The organism is Agrobacterium sp. ICMP 6402, from assembly GCF_009498615.1.
GTDB lineage: Bacteria > Pseudomonadota > Alphaproteobacteria > Rhizobiales > Rhizobiaceae > Agrobacterium > Agrobacterium burrii.
In genome coordinates, this window is sequence record NZ_QSNV01000001.1 from 159,267 (window position 1) to 175,872 (window position 16,606).

Annotated in this window: 16 protein-coding genes; 12 read left to right on the forward strand and 4 right to left on the reverse strand. The window is 60.6% G+C overall.

The features are described 5' to 3' along the window. Window positions 1-4 precede the first annotated feature (4 nt). Entirely contained in the window at window positions 5-880 is an 876-nt protein-coding gene (locus DXT96_RS00780) for a dienelactone hydrolase family protein (RefSeq protein WP_153513207.1), read from the forward strand. 265 nt (window positions 881-1,145) lie between these two features. On the opposite strand, the gene moaB is transcribed toward DXT96_RS00780, so the two are convergent. From moaB to DXT96_RS00805, 4 genes are all read right to left on the reverse strand, one after another. Continuing rightward, window positions 1,146-1,691, reverse strand: coding sequence for a molybdenum cofactor biosynthesis protein B (gene moaB, locus DXT96_RS00790; protein ID WP_153513208.1), 546 nt, complete (start codon window positions 1,689-1,691; stop codon window positions 1,146-1,148). Between the two features lie 10 nt (window positions 1,692-1,701). Further along, window positions 1,702-2,586 (reverse strand): 4-(cytidine 5'-diphospho)-2-C-methyl-D-erythritol kinase, encoded by an 885-nt coding sequence (locus DXT96_RS00795; protein ID WP_153513209.1) that lies wholly within the window; start codon window positions 2,584-2,586, stop codon window positions 1,702-1,704. Between the two features lie 6 nt (window positions 2,587-2,592). Further along, the gene (locus DXT96_RS00800) at window positions 2,593-4,488 is read right to left on the reverse strand and encodes a tetratricopeptide repeat protein (RefSeq protein WP_174373061.1); all 1,896 of its coding nucleotides are present in this window, start codon (window positions 4,486-4,488) and stop codon (window positions 2,593-2,595) included. Window positions 4,489-4,630: 142 nt separating this feature from the next. Then, window positions 4,631-5,647: a polyprenyl synthetase family protein gene (locus tag DXT96_RS00805; RefSeq protein WP_149898619.1), complete on the reverse strand. Its 1,017-nt coding sequence runs from the start codon at window positions 5,645-5,647 to the stop codon at window positions 4,631-4,633. Window positions 5,648-5,758: 111 nt separating this feature from the next. Here DXT96_RS00805 and DXT96_RS00810 point away from each other — a divergent pair, with 111 nt between their 5' ends. The 11 genes from DXT96_RS00810 (at window position 5,759) to DXT96_RS00860 (ending at window position 16,572) form a co-directional block, all read left to right on the forward strand. Continuing rightward, window positions 5,759-5,989 carry a DUF2007 domain-containing protein gene (locus DXT96_RS00810; RefSeq protein ID WP_142841218.1) on the forward strand — a complete coding sequence of 77 codons (231 nt, stop codon included), beginning with the start codon at window positions 5,759-5,761 and terminating at the stop codon, window positions 5,987-5,989. A gap of 6 nt (window positions 5,990-5,995) precedes the next feature. After that, entirely contained in the window at window positions 5,996-6,796 is an 801-nt protein-coding gene (locus tag DXT96_RS00815) for a tRNA1(Val) (adenine(37)-N6)-methyltransferase (protein ID WP_371418758.1), read from the forward strand. 86 nt (window positions 6,797-6,882) lie between these two features. Continuing rightward, window positions 6,883-7,752 (forward strand): S49 family peptidase, encoded by an 870-nt coding sequence (locus DXT96_RS00820; RefSeq protein WP_371418807.1) that lies wholly within the window; start codon window positions 6,883-6,885, stop codon window positions 7,750-7,752. A 20-nt stretch (window positions 7,753-7,772) separates the two neighbouring features. Next, the gene (locus tag DXT96_RS00825; RefSeq protein WP_149898621.1) at window positions 7,773-7,967 is read left to right on the forward strand and encodes an NfeD family protein; all 195 of its coding nucleotides are present in this window, start codon (window positions 7,773-7,775) and stop codon (window positions 7,965-7,967) included. Between the two features lie 100 nt (window positions 7,968-8,067). Next, entirely contained in the window at window positions 8,068-9,030 is a 963-nt protein-coding gene (locus DXT96_RS00830; protein ID WP_194287515.1) for a glycine--tRNA ligase subunit alpha, read from the forward strand. Window positions 9,031-9,229: 199 nt separating this feature from the next. Further along, window positions 9,230-9,523 (forward strand): hypothetical protein, encoded by a 294-nt coding sequence (locus tag DXT96_RS00835; protein ID WP_236776548.1) that lies wholly within the window; start codon window positions 9,230-9,232, stop codon window positions 9,521-9,523. 120 nt (window positions 9,524-9,643) lie between these two features. After that, window positions 9,644-10,195 carry a LemA family protein gene (locus DXT96_RS00840; RefSeq protein ID WP_137037139.1) on the forward strand — a complete coding sequence of 184 codons (552 nt, stop codon included), beginning with the start codon at window positions 9,644-9,646 and terminating at the stop codon, window positions 10,193-10,195. An 87-nt stretch (window positions 10,196-10,282) separates the two neighbouring features. Continuing rightward, window positions 10,283-11,560 (forward strand): 3-phosphoshikimate 1-carboxyvinyltransferase, encoded by a 1,278-nt coding sequence (locus DXT96_RS00845; RefSeq protein WP_153513212.1) that lies wholly within the window; start codon window positions 10,283-10,285, stop codon window positions 11,558-11,560. Between the two features lie 22 nt (window positions 11,561-11,582). Next, entirely contained in the window at window positions 11,583-13,523 is a 1,941-nt protein-coding gene (locus DXT96_RS00850) for a DUF2207 domain-containing protein (RefSeq protein WP_371418759.1), read from the forward strand. Between the two features lie 100 nt (window positions 13,524-13,623). Then, on the forward strand, window positions 13,624-15,846 hold the full coding sequence (gene glyS, locus DXT96_RS00855) for a glycine--tRNA ligase subunit beta (protein ID WP_153513214.1): 2,223 nt from the start codon (window positions 13,624-13,626) through the stop codon (window positions 15,844-15,846). Window positions 15,847-16,077: 231 nt separating this feature from the next. Then, on the forward strand, window positions 16,078-16,572 hold the full coding sequence (locus tag DXT96_RS00860; protein ID WP_149899004.1) for a DUF523 domain-containing protein: 495 nt from the start codon (window positions 16,078-16,080) through the stop codon (window positions 16,570-16,572). The last annotated feature ends 34 nt before the right edge of the window (window positions 16,573-16,606 follow it).

The following is a 16,606-nucleotide window of genomic DNA, read 5'->3' on the forward strand; positions in this document are numbered from 1 at the left end:
GGCGATGGACAAGCCCAAGATTACGCAGGCCATGATCGACGCTTACGATGAATATACCCATCTCAGCCTCGACCGCCGTAAATTCATGGAAAAGCTCACCCTTCTTGCCGGGTCCGGTGCGGCTGCGGCCGCCATCGCACCGCTTCTTTCCGCCAGCAGCGCCCATGCGGCCATCGTCGCGCCTGATGATGCGGGCATCGTTGCGGAAGAGGTGACCTATCCCGCCCCCGGTGGCGAAATGAAGGGTTATCTCGTTACGCCGAAATCGGTGTCCGGCCCCATCGGCTCCGTCATCGTCATCCACGAGAATAGAGGACTGAACGATCATATCCGAGATGTGGCAAGGCGTGTGGCGCTTGCCGGTTTCCGGGCGCTAGCCGTCGATTTCCTCTCGCCGCAGGGCGGCACGCCGGCGGATGAGGACAAGGCGCGGGAAATGTTCAGCGGTCTCGACATGGACGCAACGGTCGCCAATGCCGAGGCGGGCCGGGTGTGGCTGGCCGCAAGGCAGGGCGCGAACGGCAAGGTTGGCGCGGTCGGCTTTTGCTGGGGCGGCGGGCTCGTCAACCGCCTCGCCACCAAATCCGCAGGCCTGAACGCCGGCGTTGCCTATTACGGCCAGCAAGCGCCGGCAGCCGATGTGCCGGCCATCAAGGCACCCTTGCTTTTGCAATATGCGGGTCTTGATGAACGCATCAATGCTGGCATCGATGCCTATAAGAAAGCGCTGGAGGAAAACGGCAAGACTTTCGAAATTTTCGTCTATGACGGCGTCAACCATGCCTTCAACAATGATACGTCCTCGGCGCGCTATGATAAGGCCGCCGCTGATCTCGCCTGGGGGCGGACGGTGGAGTTCTTCCGGAAGTATCTGGCGTGATGGGTTTTCGGCCACGCATCTCGTCTTCTCGCCGGTGGGGAAGGCGTTGTCCATTGATAGCGAGCCGAAGGCGCGTGTGGCTTACCCCCTCTGCCCTGCCGGGCATCTCCCCCACAGGTGGGGAGATCGATATGCCGTAAGGTCTCGCCCATCTCAAGCTTGAGAATGAAGTGGCGGTAGCGCCTCCTGCCGATCTCCCTCCTTGTGGGGGAGATGCCCGGCAGGGCAGAGGGGGGTAAGCCACACGCACCCTCAATCGGCTGCTCTAAACCCCACCAGCCCCACGCTTCAAATGCTCATCCAGCCTAGGCATGATTTCCACGAAATTGCACGGCAAGTGGCGATAGTCGAGCTGCGCCTTGAGAATGCCATCCCACGCATCCTTGCAAGCCCCCGGTGATCCCGGCAGCACGAAGATGAACGTGGCGTTCGCCACGCCGCCGGTCGCGCGTGACTGGATGGTGGCGGTGCCGATCTTTTCATAGGAAATGCGGTGGAAGATGGCGGAAAAGCCGTCCATGCGCTTTTCGAACAGCGGCTCCAGCGCTTCCGGCGTCACGTCGCGGCCGGTAAAGCCGGTGCCGCCGGTGGTGATCACCACATCCACGCCGTCGGCAAGTGTCCAGTCGCGCACGGTGTTGAAAATGGCTTGTCTGTCATCCGGCACGATGGCGCGGGCGGCGAGGCGATGCCCGGCCTCCTCGATCCGGGCGACGAGCGTATCGCCGGACTTGTCGTTCTCCAGCGTGCGGCTGTCCGACACGGTCAAAACCGCAATGCCAAGGGGAATGAAGGGTCTTTCGCCTGCCATGGCCTAATCCTCAAATGGTTCGCGTCGCCTGAAAATACCAGCCGGGGCGTTTCTTCCGAAGCGATGTTTCCGCGTTTCGGGCGGTATCGAAGGAATGAAAAACCCCGAAGCAGGTCGCACCCGAACCGGACATGCGGACAAGCGCGGCACCTTCCTGCGACAACATGCCGACGATCTCGCCGATTTCCGGCAGCAATGTCTGCGCGGGTGGTTGGAGATCGTTGCGGCTTTGCGCCAGAAAATCCATCCAGCCAATTGTCGCATGTGCCGGCAGGCGGGGATTGGTCTTGTTCTGCAAGCGTCGGAATATATCCGGCGTCGAGACGGCTTTCAGCGGGTTGGCGAGCACCAGAAAGAGGCAGGGCAGATCGATGACCGGTTCGATCTCCTCGCCAATGCCGCGTGCGATGAGGGGCCGGCTTTCAAGGCACATCGGCACATCCGCGCCGAGTGTGAGCGCGATTGAGGCGAGCCCTTCCGGCTCTATCGTAACATGCCAGTGCCGCAACAACGCCCGCAGCGTCGCTGCTGCATCCGCCGAACCGCCGCCGATGCCGGAAGCCACCGGCAGGTTCTTTTCGAGGTGAATGGCAACTGGAGGGCCTGGCTGACCCGTGGCCGCAAGCGTATCACGCAGCCTGTCCCGGGCGCGGGTGACGAGATTGTCGCCGCCATCTCCCGTACGCAGAAGATCGCCGAAAGGCCCCGAAATCGAGAAGCTATCGGCATCGGCATCGCGAATACGGATCACGTCACCGGCTTCAGTGAATGTCACCAGCGTTTCAAGCAGATGATAACCATCCGCCCGCTGGCCGGTTACATGCAGTGCCAGATTGATCTTGGCCGGGGCCGCCTCGATGGTCTCGGTGGCCCCGGAAACTTCATGCACGCGCATGCGGCGTCAGGATTTCTTGTCCGGGGCAGGTGCAGGAGCCGGTGCCGGAGGAGCCGGCGGTTGCGGCGCGGCTTCCTTCTTGGCGGTGTTTTCGGCGTCCTTTTCAAGCGGCGGCAGGCCGTTGGCGATCTTTTCCTTCACCTTGGCCTGGTCCACATCGTCGCTATCGCCGATCAAGGCGCGGTTCCACTGATAGACGGCCTCGATCTTGCGGCCGACACGCCAATAGGCGTCACCCAGGTGGTCATTGATGGTCGGATCGCCGGCCTTGAGTTCGATCGCCCGCTCCAGTTCGGTCACGGCCTCATCGAAGGCGCCGAGGCGATAATGCGCCCAGCCAAGCGAATCGACGATGTAACCGTCATTCGGGCGAAGCTCGACGGCGCGGCTGATCATCTTCATGCCGTCGTCGAGATTGATGCCCTTGTCCACCCAGGAATAACCGAGATAGTTCAGCACCTGCGGCTGTTCCGGGTTCAATTCCAATGCGCGCTTGAAATTCGGTTCGGCCTTGTCCCATTGCTTCAGGCGCTCATAAGCGATGCCGCGCTGGAAGAACACCGACCAGTCGGATTTCTGCGGCACGGCGCCGATCACCTCGATGGCCTTGTCGTAATTCTCGGCCATGGCCTTGTAGTCCTTGGCATCGGAAAGCACGCTGCCATAGGCGAGATAAGAGCGGACGTCCTTCGGATCGGATTCGAGCAGGGATCTGAGATGCTGGCGCGCCTCATCCACCTTGCCGGTCTGCGCCAGCGTCAGTCCGAGCTGCAGCTCGGAGATGCGGTACATCGGCGAATCCTTCGGCACTTCGCGGTAGAACACGATGGCGCGTTCGGGCTGCTTCATGGCCTCGGCAAGACCGCCGAGAAGAATAAGCGTGTCGGGGCTTTTCTTGTCGAGGGCGCGGGATGTCTGCAAATAAAGCGTGACGATCTCTTCGGCACCTTCGCGGTTCAGCGCGCCGGCGATGGAGAACATCACGGAAGCAGCGCCTTCGACGGCATTGGTGATCTGCTGTTCTGGCTTCTCACCCTTTTCGATTGCTTCGCGAAGCGCCTTGAGAGGCGCATAATTCGGCGCGAAAGTGTCGCCGACCGCAATCGCGTCGAGCGCCTTCTGCCTGTTGCCGGCGGAAGCCTCCAGGCGGGCAAGCGCCATCACCGCGCGCATATAGGTGTCGGAAGCAGTCGCACCGCCTTCGCGGTCCGTCACCGCTTCGTTGAGGCTCTTGCGGGCGACGTCGGTGTTGCCGGAGACAAGGGCGATGGCCGCCGCATTGTACTTCTGGAAAATCGAAATCCAGCCCGGACCCTTCATGTTGTTGACCAGCGCCAACGCTTCCTTCGGCTTGCCGGAACCGGCACGCGCCCAGGCGGTCAGCAGCGTGTTGACCATGCGGTCGAGATCGTTGGGGCCGGTATATTTCAGGATTTTCTCGGCCTTGACGAATTCCTTGTCCTTGATGGCGTCGAGACCGCGCACGATGGTCGTCACGCGCTCCACCGACGTATCGTCCTTCATCGAATCGGCGATCTTGGCGCCAGCCTCGAAATTGCCGCTTAGCAGTTCGGCGATCATCAGGCGCTGGCGGATTTCGGTATTGGCCGGATCATATTCCAGCGCCTTCTTGTAGAGCGAAATCGCGGTCGGATAATCCTGATCGACATCGGCATTGCGCCCGGCAAGGAAAGCGCCGGAGAAGGTGTTCACCTTGCCGGGATCGAAAGTGACAGCCTTCTCTTCCGGTTTCGTCTTCGTCTCCGCAAAGCCCGGGCTTGCGCCCGCGCCGATTGCGAGAGCGGCGGCTAGAGCCGCGCTGCAGAGAAGACGGAGTGCTGGTTTACGCCGCATGAGGGAACCTTTGCCTTTGTGCGAATGCACGGAAAAATCAGTTTCCATTGTTTGGTCACGATAGAATGGCTTTTTTGAAGCAACCCCGCAAGAAATTATGGCCCGGCCACAATCCCGCCTTGCGAAGAATCTGGCCCGAAACAGCGGGCGGATGGTCCTGTCCATCCGCCGTTTGTGTGGGCCTTGAGCCTCAGTTCAGACGCTCGATGCAGAAGTCGATCACTTCCAGAAGCGCATTTTTCCATGGGGTCTGCGGCAGCGGCGCAAGCGCATCACGGGCAATGGTGCCGTAGTGCGTGGCGCGGCCGATCGTATCGCCAAGACCATTATATTTGGTGATCAGGCCCAGCGCCTTTTCGAGGTTTTCGTCGCTGCTTTCGCCCTTTTCGATGGCGTTACGCCAGAAGGCGCGCTCATCCTGCGTGCCGCGACGATAAGAAAGGATGACCGGCAGCGTGATCTTGCCCTCGCGGAAATCATCGCCGGTATTCTTGCCGAGATCGGCAGACTTGCCGCCGTAATCCAGCACGTCATCGACGAGCTGGAAGGCGAGGCCGAGATTCATGCCGTAGGATTTCAGCGCGCTGCGGGTGGCCTTGTCGGTTTTCGCCACGATCGGGCCAACTTCTGCCGCCGCCGCAAACAGGGCCGCCGTCTTGGCGCGAATCACCTGAAGATAATCGTCCTCGGTGGTTTCCATGTTTTTGGCGACCGAAAGCTGCAACACCTCGCCTTCGGCGATCACTGACGCGGCGGTAGACAACACGTCGAGCGCATCGAGCGAGCCGACATCCACCATCATGCGGAAGGCCTGGCCGAGCAGGAAGTCGCCGACGAGAACGCTCGCCTGATTGCCCCAGATGGTGCGGGCGGTGGACTTGCCACGGCGCAGGTCACTCTCATCCACCACATCGTCATGCAGCAGCGTCGCCGTATGCATGAATTCCACGCTGGTGGCGAGCTTGATGTGATGGTCGCCCTCGTAACCGAACATCGAAGCCGAGGCGAGCGTCAGCATCGGCCGCAGGCGTTTTCCCCCGGACGAGATCAGATGGTTGGCCACCTCAGGTATCATCTGGACATCGGAACCGGCTCTGGAAAGGATAAGCTGGTTCACCCGTTCCATGTCGGCACGGGTCAGGTCGACAAGCGGCTTGACGGATGCGAGTTTGTTTTTGCTTTCTTCAAGCGGTATGACGACGCCCAAGGGACAGGACTCCTGTTCGAATTTGGATTCGACAATAAAAACTGGCGCCTTGCGCGGCAAGGGGCGAATTGCCGCTAGCCATTCAAAAAGATGGGAATTTAGGGCTTATCCATGCGTGAACTGATCCGTACCAACGATGCCGTGCTGCTCTCCTTCGCCGAAAGCCTGATGAAGGACGCCGGCATCCACTGCCTTGTCGCCGATCAGGCGATGAGCATTCTGGAGGGTTCGCTCGGTCTTTTGCCCCGAAGGTTCCTCGTGGAAGAGGACCGTGCCGATGAGGGCCGGCGCATCCTCATCGATGCCGGGCTGGGGGACGAGTTGCGGGGCGAAGAGGCTTGAGGCGACGTGGGCGACGATATTTCCGAAACGATTGATGCCTTTCACCGGGGTCGGTTTCACATTCTCCAGCCCAAGGGCAGGGGGCATCGGGCGGGCATGGACGCCATGCTTCTGGCCTCGCTGGTGGCGGATGACCGCCCCTGCCGGATCGCCGATCTTGGTGCGGGTGCAGGTGCAGCGGGTTTTGCGGTTGCCGCCCGGCTGGAGACGGCCGAGGTAACGCTTTACGAACGTTCGCCGGAAATGGCGGATTTTGCCCGCCGCAGCCTGTTGTTACCGGAAAACGCTGCCTTTTCTGCTCGGGTGAGCGTGCGCGAGGCCGATGTGACCCTGCGTGCCAGAGCGCGCGTCGAGGCTGGTCTGCCGGACGGGTATTTCCACCACGTCATCATGAACCCGCCCTACAATGATGCGGGTGACCGCCGCACGCCCGATTCTCTGAAGGCCGAAGCCCACGCCATGACGGAAGGCCTGTTCGAGGACTGGATCAGGACAGCAAGTGCGATCGTGGTTCCTGGCGGACAGCTTTCCCTGATTGCAAGGCCGCAATCGGTGGCGGAGATCATCGCCGCCTGCGGCGGCCGCTTCGGCGGCATCGAGATCACCCTCATCCATCCACGTCCCGGTGAGGACGCGGTGCGCATGCTCGTCACCGCCATCAAGGGCTCGCGGGCGCGGCTGTCTTTCCGGGCGCCGCTCATCATGCACGAGACCGGCAGCCATGCCTTTACCCCCTTTGTGGACGACCTGAGCAATGGCCGCACAGCCTATTGCCGTAATGTAAAGGCAATCAGACCCGGCTTATAAATATCGCCGTTCCGCCGGCCGCACCATTGTGTTTTCCGGGGCGATACATACATGCCTGACGAACAGGCATATGCTGCGAGGATTGAATTGTGGGTTTTTTGAAGTATCTGGTACCGAAACGCTTTCGCAAAAAAGAACTCGTCATCCCTGTCGTGCGTATGCATGGCGCGATCATGGCGGGCGGCAGCCAGTTTCGTCCCGCGCTTAATCTAGCCTCCCATGCACCGCTGCTTGAAAAGGCCTTTGCCATCAGGGATGCGCCGGCCGTCGCCATTTCGCTCAATTCTCCCGGCGGCTCGCCGGTCCAGGCGCGGATGATCTATAACCGCATCCGCCAGCTTGCCGAGGAAAAGGAGAAGAAGGTCCTGATCTTCGTGGAGGATGTGGCGGCTTCCGGCGGTTACATGATCGCGCTTGCCGGTGATGAGATCATCGCCGACCCCACCTCCATCGTCGGTTCGATCGGCGTCGTCTCCGGCGGCTTCGGTTTTCCGGAAATGCTGCGGAAGATCGGCGTCGAGCGCCGTGTCTATACCGCCGGCGAAAACAAGGCGATCCTCGATCCCTTCCAGCCGGAAAAGGAAGGTGACATCGATTATCTGAAGTCGCTGCAGGTGGAAATCCACAATGTTTTCATCGACATGGTCAAGATGCGCCGCGGCTCGAGACTAAAGGACGAGCCCACATTGTTTTCCGGCCTCTTCTGGACCGGCATGCGTAGTCTGGACCTCGGCCTGATCGACGGGCTGGGCGACATGCGGGAGGTTCTGCGCCGCCGTTACGGCGAAAAGGTCAAGCTCCAGCTCGTCAGCGGCGGGCGCTCCTTGTTCGGCAAAAGGGTGCCGGGCGTCAATGCGGCACTTGGCCTGAATACCGGGACGCTGGCGGCTGGCGCGGTCTCGGGTCTTGCGGAGGCTGCCGAAGAAAAGGCATTGTGGTCGCGTTTCGGTCTTTAATGTCGCGGGAATAGGGCCTTATGGCGCAGCTTATTACAATCATCCTTCTGGTGGTGGGATCCATCATCCTTTACCGCCGCTTCGTGCGCGACGCGCAAAAGCTATCTGCAAAATCGAAACTGCGCGAAAAAGAACGCGAGACCGGCGCCATCGGCACGCTGATCAAGGACCCCGAAACCGGCGAATATCGCGTCAAGCGCGAGGATGAGGCGTAAGCCGGCGGCTTTACGCATAAAACCTTGACCCTCAGGCCACGCCGTGGCACCAGTCCGCATCCGAAGTAAGTCTATGCTTACTTGTCCTCCAAACGCCGCGATGACTGCAATGACCGATATTCCCGACCATATGAACCCGAAGCGTTCCTTTCAGGCGCTGATCCTGACGCTGCACAATTACTGGGCCGACAAGGGCTGCGCGGTGTTGCAGCCTTACGATATGGAAGTGGGCGCGGGTACATTTCATCCGGCGACGACCCTGCGCGCACTCGGGCCGAAGCCGTGGAAGGCCGCCTATGTGCAGCCTTCGCGTCGTCCTTCCGACGGTCGTTACGGCGAAAACCCCAACCGTCTGCAGCATTATTACCAGTATCAGGTCATTCTGAAGCCCAACCCATCCAACCTTCAGGAACTCTATCTCGGTTCGCTGAAGGCCATCGGCCTTGATCCCCTGCTGCACGATGTGCGGTTCGTCGAAGACGACTGGGAAAGCCCGACGCTGGGCGCCTGGGGTCTTGGCTGGGAATGCTGGTGCGACGGCATGGAAGTGTCGCAATTCACCTACTTCCAGCAGGTCTGCGGCATCGAATGCTCGCCGGTTGCGGGCGAACTGACCTATGGTCTGGAGCGTCTGGCCATGTATGTTCAGGGCGTCGACAATGTCTACGACCTCAACTTCAACGGTCGCGAGGGCGAAGACAAGATTTCCTATGGCGACGTCTTTTTGCAGGCCGAACAGGAATATTCCCGCCATAACTTCGAATTTGCCGATACCGGCATGCTGCATCGCCACTTCATCGACGCGGAAAAGGAATGCCAGGCGCTTCTCGCCGCCGGCGCGCCGGGTGATGATGACAACCAGCGCCTGCACAAATGCGTCTTCCCGGCCTATGACCAGTGCATCAAGGCCAGCCACGTCTTCAACCTGCTGGATGCGCGCGGCGTGATCTCGGTAACGGAACGCCAGAGCTATATCCTGCGCGTGCGCACGCTGGCGAAAGCCTGCGGCGAAGCTTTCCTGCTGACGGATGCGGGTGGGTTGAACTGGAATAAGGCCGCCTGATTTCTGAAGTCAGGCACTTGTCGGAAATCTTGGTGAATTTGGAAGGCCGTTCTTGACGGCCTTTTATTTTATGTGGATTGGTATCCTGAATATAGTGATGGATTTAACGATGAATAATATTAGAAATTTCTGTTTTTTATTTGTGTTTATACTCGGATGCATGCTCGGAAATAGTGCGAATGCGGAAACGTCAGAGTGGATGAGCGGCAAGGACGCCTTTTCCCGTGCAGACAAGCTACGCTCTTTCGGAATGATCGTCACCCGCATGGATTGCAAGGACAGCGGCCAGCGAACGCTTGATGTGGGCAGCGCGCTCGTTCGCATGCACTACACGCGCAACACGGAAATGCGCGACTGGGTCATAGACGGCTGGAACCATCTGGAAGAAAACAAGAACTATTGGGCCGAGCGCGGCTACAGGCTTGCCTCCCACACGCTTTTTGTCCGCAAGGCCTCCGGGCTGAAATTGTATTGTACCGTCTTTTATAAATAACGGATGCCTGTTTCGCGCAGCGTGTCTCTCCCGGCAAAAACGGACAGAATGAGCGAAGCCCCATGACTTTGCGGTAATGAGCGGCTATCGTGCGCGCAACGAAGCTGGGAATCGCAATTCATGTTCATCACGCTGGCAATCATCGCGGCAATCGCGCTCTATGTCGTCTTCATCTATAACGGCCTCGTCAAAGCTCGGCAGATGAAGGAAGAGGCGTGGTCGGGCATCGACGTGCAGCTGAAGCGCCGCGCCGATCTCATCCCCAACCTCATCGAGACCGTGAAGGGGTATGCGGCGCATGAAAAGAGCACCTTCGAGGAGGTGATTGCCATGCGCAACCGGGCGCAGGCCGTGCCGGCTGGTGATGTCGAAGGCCGCGCCCAGGCGGAAGGCCTGCTGTCGCAGGCGCTCGGTAAACTCTTCGCGCTCGCAGAAGCCTATCCCGATCTCAAGGCCAACACGAATTTTCTGGAATTGCAGCGCTCGCTTGAAACCATCGAAGGCGAACTCCAGATGTCGCGCCGTTATTACAATGGTGCCGCGCGCGATCTCAACGTCAAGGTGGAAAGCTTCCCGTCCAATCTGGTCGCCGGCCAGTTCGGGTTTTCCAAGGCACCCTATTTCGAGATCGACAATCCGGCCGACCGTGCCGTGCCGACCGTTAAATTCTAAGGACACCGTTCTTCTGACGGTTTAAAACCTCCCGCTCAAATTCCGATAATCCGGCTCCGCGCCGCATTCTTTGACAAGACGACGATCATGATCGAACTGACCATCACCCCGCCCGGCCACCCCCTTTCCGGCAAGGTCGAGCCGCCCGGCTCCAAATCCATCACCAACCGCGCGCTCCTGCTCGCCGGCCTCGCCAGGGGCAAAAGCCACTTGTCCGGCGCGCTGAAAAGCGATGACACGCTTTATATGGCCGAAGCCCTGCGCGAGATGGGCGTGAAAGTCACCGAGCCTGATGCCACCACCTTCGTGGTGGAAGGGACTGGCGTGTTGCAGCAGCCGGAAAAGCCGCTTTTCCTTGGCAATGCCGGTACCGCTACGCGCTTCCTCACCGCCGCAGCCGCGCTTGTCGATGGTGCCGTCATCATCGATGGCAACGAGCACATGCGCAAACGCCCGATCATGCCGCTGGTGGAGGCGCTACGCGCCCTCGGTGTTGAGGCGGACGCGCCGACCAGCTGCCCGCCCGTCACCGTGCGCGGCAAGGGCATGGGTTTCCCGAAGGGCAACGTCACCATCGACGCCAACCTCTCCAGCCAATATGTGTCAGCACTTCTGATGGCCGCCGCCTGCGGCGACAAGCCTGTCGATATCATCCTCAAGGGCGAGGAAATCGGCGCGAAGGGCTATATTGACCTCACCACATCAGCCATGGAGGCCTTCGGCGCGAAGATTGAGCGTGTTAGCAACGCCATCTGGCGCGTGCACCCGACCGGTTACACCGCGACCGATTTTCACATCGAGCCGGATGCTTCCGCCGCCACCTATCTCTGGGGTGCGGAACTGCTGACCGGCGGCGCGATCGATATCGGCACGCCCGCCGACAAGTTCACCCAGCCGGATGCCAAGGCCTATGATGTCATGGCCAAGTTTCCCCATCTGCCCGCCGAAATCGACGGCTCGCAGATGCAGGACGCCATTCCGACCATCGCGGTTCTGGCCGCTTTCAACGAAACGCCGGTGCGTTTCGTCGGCATCGCCAACCTGCGCGTCAAGGAATGCGACCGCATCCGTGCCGTCTCGCTCGGGCTCAACGAAATCCGTAACGGTCTGGCGCATGAGGAAGGCGACGACCTGATCGTACATTCCGATCCCGCACTGGCGGGCCAGACGGTGAATGCCTCCATCGATACCTTCGCCGATCACCGCATCGCCATGAGCTTTGCGCTGGCGGCGCTGAAGGTCGGCGGCATCGCCATCCAGAATCCGGCCTGCGTGGCCAAGACCTACCCGGCTTACTGGAAAGAGCTCGCCTCGCTCGGCGTCGAGTACACGGAAAAGGAAAGCGCTGCCGAGCCGCAGCACTGAAACTGGCTGGAGGAAACCGCCCGTGAAGACCATCGCCGCAAGATTTCTCGCGCTGTTCGTCTTACTGGGCGTGGCCTTTCCGGCCTTCGCGGAGGAATTCATCCGTTCCTACCATTCCGTCGTCGAGGTGGCGGCGGATGGCAAGCTGGCGGTGACGGAAACCATCACCGCGCGCGCCGAAGGGCAGAACATCAAGCGCGGCATCTTCCGCGATTTCCCGCTTTACGCGCTGGATGCGAATAACCGCCGCACGAAGGTGGATTTCAACGTTGTTTCGGTGGAGCGGGATGGCGCGCCGGAAAACTGGCGCACCGAAAATATCGATGGCGGCATCCGCATCTATACCGGCAGCGCCGACCGTTTTCTGCCGACCGGCGAGCATGTCTTCCAGATCACCTATACCACCGCCCGGCAGATCCGTTATTTCAGCGATTACGACGAACTCACCTGGAACGTCACCGGCAATGGCTGGCAGTTCCCGATGGGCGAGATTTCCGCGACCGTGGTTCTGCCTGAGGGCGTTAAGGCGACAGACACCAACGTCTTCACCGGACCACTCGGTGCAAAAGGTAAGGATGCCCGCGTCCTCAGCGAAGGCAACGAGGTGTTCTTCGCCTCCACCCGCCCGTTTTCGGTGGGTGAGGGCATGACGGTTGCCGTCAAGCTGCCGAAGGGCGCTATCGCCGCACCCGACACCTCGCAGGAAACGGGCTGGTGGCTGCGCGACAATCTGGCCATCCTGCTTTCGGGCGGCGGGCTTTTTGTCGTGCTGCTCTATTACCTGCGGGCGTGGTTCGCGGTGGGCCGCGATCCGGCCAAGGGCGTGATCGTGCCGCGCTGGGATGCGCCGGAGGGGCTTTCCCCCGCTCTGGTCAATTATGTCGATAACAGGGGTTTTTCCGGCGCGGGCTGGACCGCGCTTTCCGCTTCCGCGCTTGATCTCGCGGTCAAAGGCTATGTCGTTCTGGAAGACCTGAAGAATTCCATCGTCATCCGCCGCACCGAAAAGGAAAGCGCCGCCGATCTGCCGACCGGGCAGAAGACACTGCTCTCCTCCATCGGCGGCCCGGGCGAAACACTGACCATCGACAAGGCCCATGGCACGCAGGTCGAAAAGGTCGGCAAGCAGTTCCGCGCGGCGATTGAAAAAGAGCATCGCGGCAAATATTACCATAGCAATTCCGGTTATATCTTTTTCGGTATCTTCTTCAGCGTCTTCATTGTCGTTGCGACGCTGGTGTTTGGCGATCTCGATGAAATCGCCATTGCCGCCGTGCTGGTTTTCGGCTTTTTCGCATTGTTCTTCAGCATCCTGTCTATCGGAATCGGTCGGCAGTTCTCGCGCGGCGCATCGCTGAAAAAGCGGATCGGCGGCATCGTCATGCTGGCCTTTGCCGGTTTCGTCGCTTTCTCGGTCATCGGCGGCATCGCCACGCAGGTCCTGCTGGATGTGACGCATGATACGAAATCGCTGGCGCTGGCGGCCATTGGCGGCATCATCCTTACCAATGCGCTTTTCCTGTTCCTGATGGGCGCGCCGACGCCGCTTGGCCGCAAGCTGATGGACGGTATCGAGGGCCTGAGAACCTATCTGACGCTGGCGGAAAAAGACCGGATGAACATGGCGAGCGCGCCTGCCATGTCGCCGCAACATTTCGAGACCTTGCTGCCCTATGCCGTCGCGCTCGGCGTTGAAAAACCGTGGAGCCGCACCTTTGAAACATGGCTTGCGACAGCCGCCGCCGGTGCTGCCGTGGCAAGCTATGCACCCGGCTGGTATGCGGGCAGCAATTACGGCAGCTTTGGCGACAGGATCGGCGGTTTCTCCTCGACCATGGCGAGCACCATCGCCTCCACCATTCCCCAACCCGTCAGTTCGTCCAACTCCAGCTTTTCTAGCGGTGGCGGCGGCGGCGGTTTTTCCGGCTCGGGCGGCGGCGGCGGTGGCGGCGGCGGCTGGTAATGCCCGCGCGCGGTAATTTAACCGAATGCATTGGTGACTTTTGCTGCGTTGCTTGCTAAGCCGACCGCAATCGTCCGACAACAGATAAAGTCCTGATCCCATGCCCGATCTTCTGCTTGAACTCCGCTCTGAGGAAATCCCCGCCCGCATGCAGCGCAAGGCGGCGGGCGATCTGAAGAAACTCGTCACCGACGCCTTGGTGGAGAGAGGGCTGACCTACGAAGGCGCGCGCGAATATTGGACGCCGCGCCGCCTGACGCTGGATATTCGCGGCCTCAACGCCCGCTCCGCCGATGTGCGCGAGGAAAAGAAGGGTCCGCGCACCGACGCCAATGAAAAGGCGATTGAAGGCTTTTTGCGCGGCGCTGGCTTGAGCGATATCTCGGAAGCGCAGGTCGTTTCCGATCCGAAGAAGGGCGATTTCTACATCGCCATCATCAACAGGCCCGGCCGACCGGCGGAAGAGATCATCGCGGAAGTGATGCCCGGTATCATCCGCTCTTTCCCATGGCCGAAATCCATGCGCTCCGGCCCGGCCTCCATGCCGAAGGGCTCGAGCTATGCCGGCATCGAAGGCAAGGGCTCCGAGAGCCTGCGCTGGGTGCGCCCGCTGCAATCCATCGTCTGCCTGTTCGGCCCCGAACATGACGAAACGCAGGTCATTCCGTTCGTTATCGACGGCATCGTCGCCGGCAATGTCACCTATGGCCACCGTTTCCATGCACCCGGCCCGATCACCGTGCGCCGTTTTGAGGATTATGTCTCGAGCCTCGAAAAGGCGAAGGTCATTCTCGATGCGGAGCGCCGCAAGGATATCATCCTGCACGACGCCAAGGATCTGGCCTTCGCCAATGGTCTCGATCTGGTCGAAGACGAGGGCCTGCTGGAAGAGGTCTCCGGCCTCGTCGAATGGCCGCAGGTGCTGATGGGCACTTTCGAGGAAGACTATCTGCAGATCCCGGCGGAAATCATCCGCCTCACCATCAAGACCAACCAGAAGTGTTTCGTCACCCGCAATCAGGGTGCGGAAGAGGGCCTTTCCAACCGCTTCATCCTGATCTCGAATATCGAGGCAAGCGATGGCGGCAAGGAAATCATCCACGGCAACGGCAAGGTCGTGCGCGCCCGCCTGTCGGATGCCCGCCATTTCTGGAACCGCGACCAGGGCGATCTGCCTGATCTGGAAACATTGAAGGATTCGGCTGCGAAATTCGGCCTCGATCTCAAAAAGCCGCTCGACCAGCGCATGGCGAAGCTCGATGCGCTGAACGTGACATTCCATGCCAAGCTTGGTTCTCAGGGCGAACGCGTTACCCGCATCCGTGAACTGGCGAAGGCGCTGGCCCCCGTCGTTGGTGCCGATGAAGCGCTGGTAGACCGCGCCGTGGTGCTGGCCAAGGCCGACCTGCGCACCGAAGCCGTCGGCGAATTCCCCGAGCTGCAGGGCCTGATGGGCCGCAAATATGCGGCACTTCAGGGCGAAAACGAAAGCGTCGCTGCGGCCATTGAAGACCACTACAAACCGCAAGGCCCATCCGACCGCCTGCCGGCAGACAAGGTAGCGATCACGGTTGCGCTGGCCGACAAGCTCGACACCCTCGTCGGCTTCTGGGCCATCGATGAAAAGCCGACCGGTTCGAAGGACCCCTTCGCTCTTCGCCGCGCGGCGCTGGGCGTGGTGAGGATTATTCTGGAGCGGAATGTTCGGCTGCCAATAGCGGATATTTTTGAACCATGGCTAAAGCACGTTACGGAAAACGTGACTTTCGCGAAAAATCCAGATGACGTCATGTTCGAAGTGGAGGCTGATCTTCTGGCCTTCTTCCATGACCGCCTGAAAGTCTACCTCCGCGACCTCGGCGCCCGTTACGATCTGATCGACGCGGTTCTGACGCCGGAATCCGATGATCTCCTGATGATCGCCCGCCGTGTCGAGGCGCTCACCGCCTTCATCACCGGCGAGGATGGTCGTAACCTTCTGGCGGGCGCCAAGCGCGCCACGCAGCTTCTGGCCGCCGAGGAAAAGAAGGGCACCGTGGTTGCGGATGGCGTCTCTGAAGAGCTTTTGAAGCTCGACGCCGAAAAGGCGCTTTACGCGGCGATCAAGTCTGCCTCTGCCGATGCCGCCAAGGCCGTCGAAGGTGAGGATTTTCGTTCCGCCATGCAGGCGCTTTCGACGCTGCGCGCGCCCGTCGACAAGTTCTTCGAGGATGTGCTCGTCAATGACGAGGACGCCGCCATCCGCGCCAACCGTCTGGCGCTGCTGAAGGCCATCCGCGAAGCGACCGGTACGGTTGCGGATTTCTCGAAGATCACGGGGTGATGGGTTCGGGGGTGAAAGGCGACGGTTGCGTGCGTGGTTCACCCCCCTCTGTCCTGCCGGACATCTCCCCCTCAAGGGGAGAGATCGACCCGTGGCGACGTGTCGATCATCTTCGACGGTGAAAATGTTGCGGGGAGCGCCCCTCTTGCCGATCTCCCGCCTTGAGGGGGAGATGCCCGGCAGGGCAGAGGGGGGTAAGCCGCAGCTTCAGCTCCCGCAGGATGTTTCCCATTGACCCAAACGCCTCCCAAAATCCTCATCAGCGCCTGCCTCCTCGGCCAGCCCGTCCGTTACGACGGCAAGGGCAAACCCCTGTCCCACCCTGCAATAGAGCGCTGGCGAAGCGAGGGCAGGCTGGTAACGATCTGTCCGGAGATGGCGGGTGGTATGCCCGTGCCGCGTCCACCGGCGGAAATCGAGAGGGGTGCGTCTGGTCTTGATGTGCTGGAGGGCCGCGCCCGCGTGCTGGAGGTGACCGGTGGCGATGTCACCGCGCAATTTATTGCCGGTGCGGAAAAGGCGCTTGCCTTTGCCAAGGCCAATGGCTGCACCCATGCGTTGCTGATAGACGGCAGCCCGTCCTGCGGGTCGGTCGCGATCTATGATGGTTCGTTCTCCGGCCTCAAACATCCGGGCAACGGCGTGACGGCTGCGCTGCTTGAGCGTGCGGGCATTTCGGTCTTTTCGCCAGCCGACATCGACAGGCTGGATGCTCTGACACGTTGAAACGAAAAGCGCCGGAGTTTCCCCCGGCGCCGTT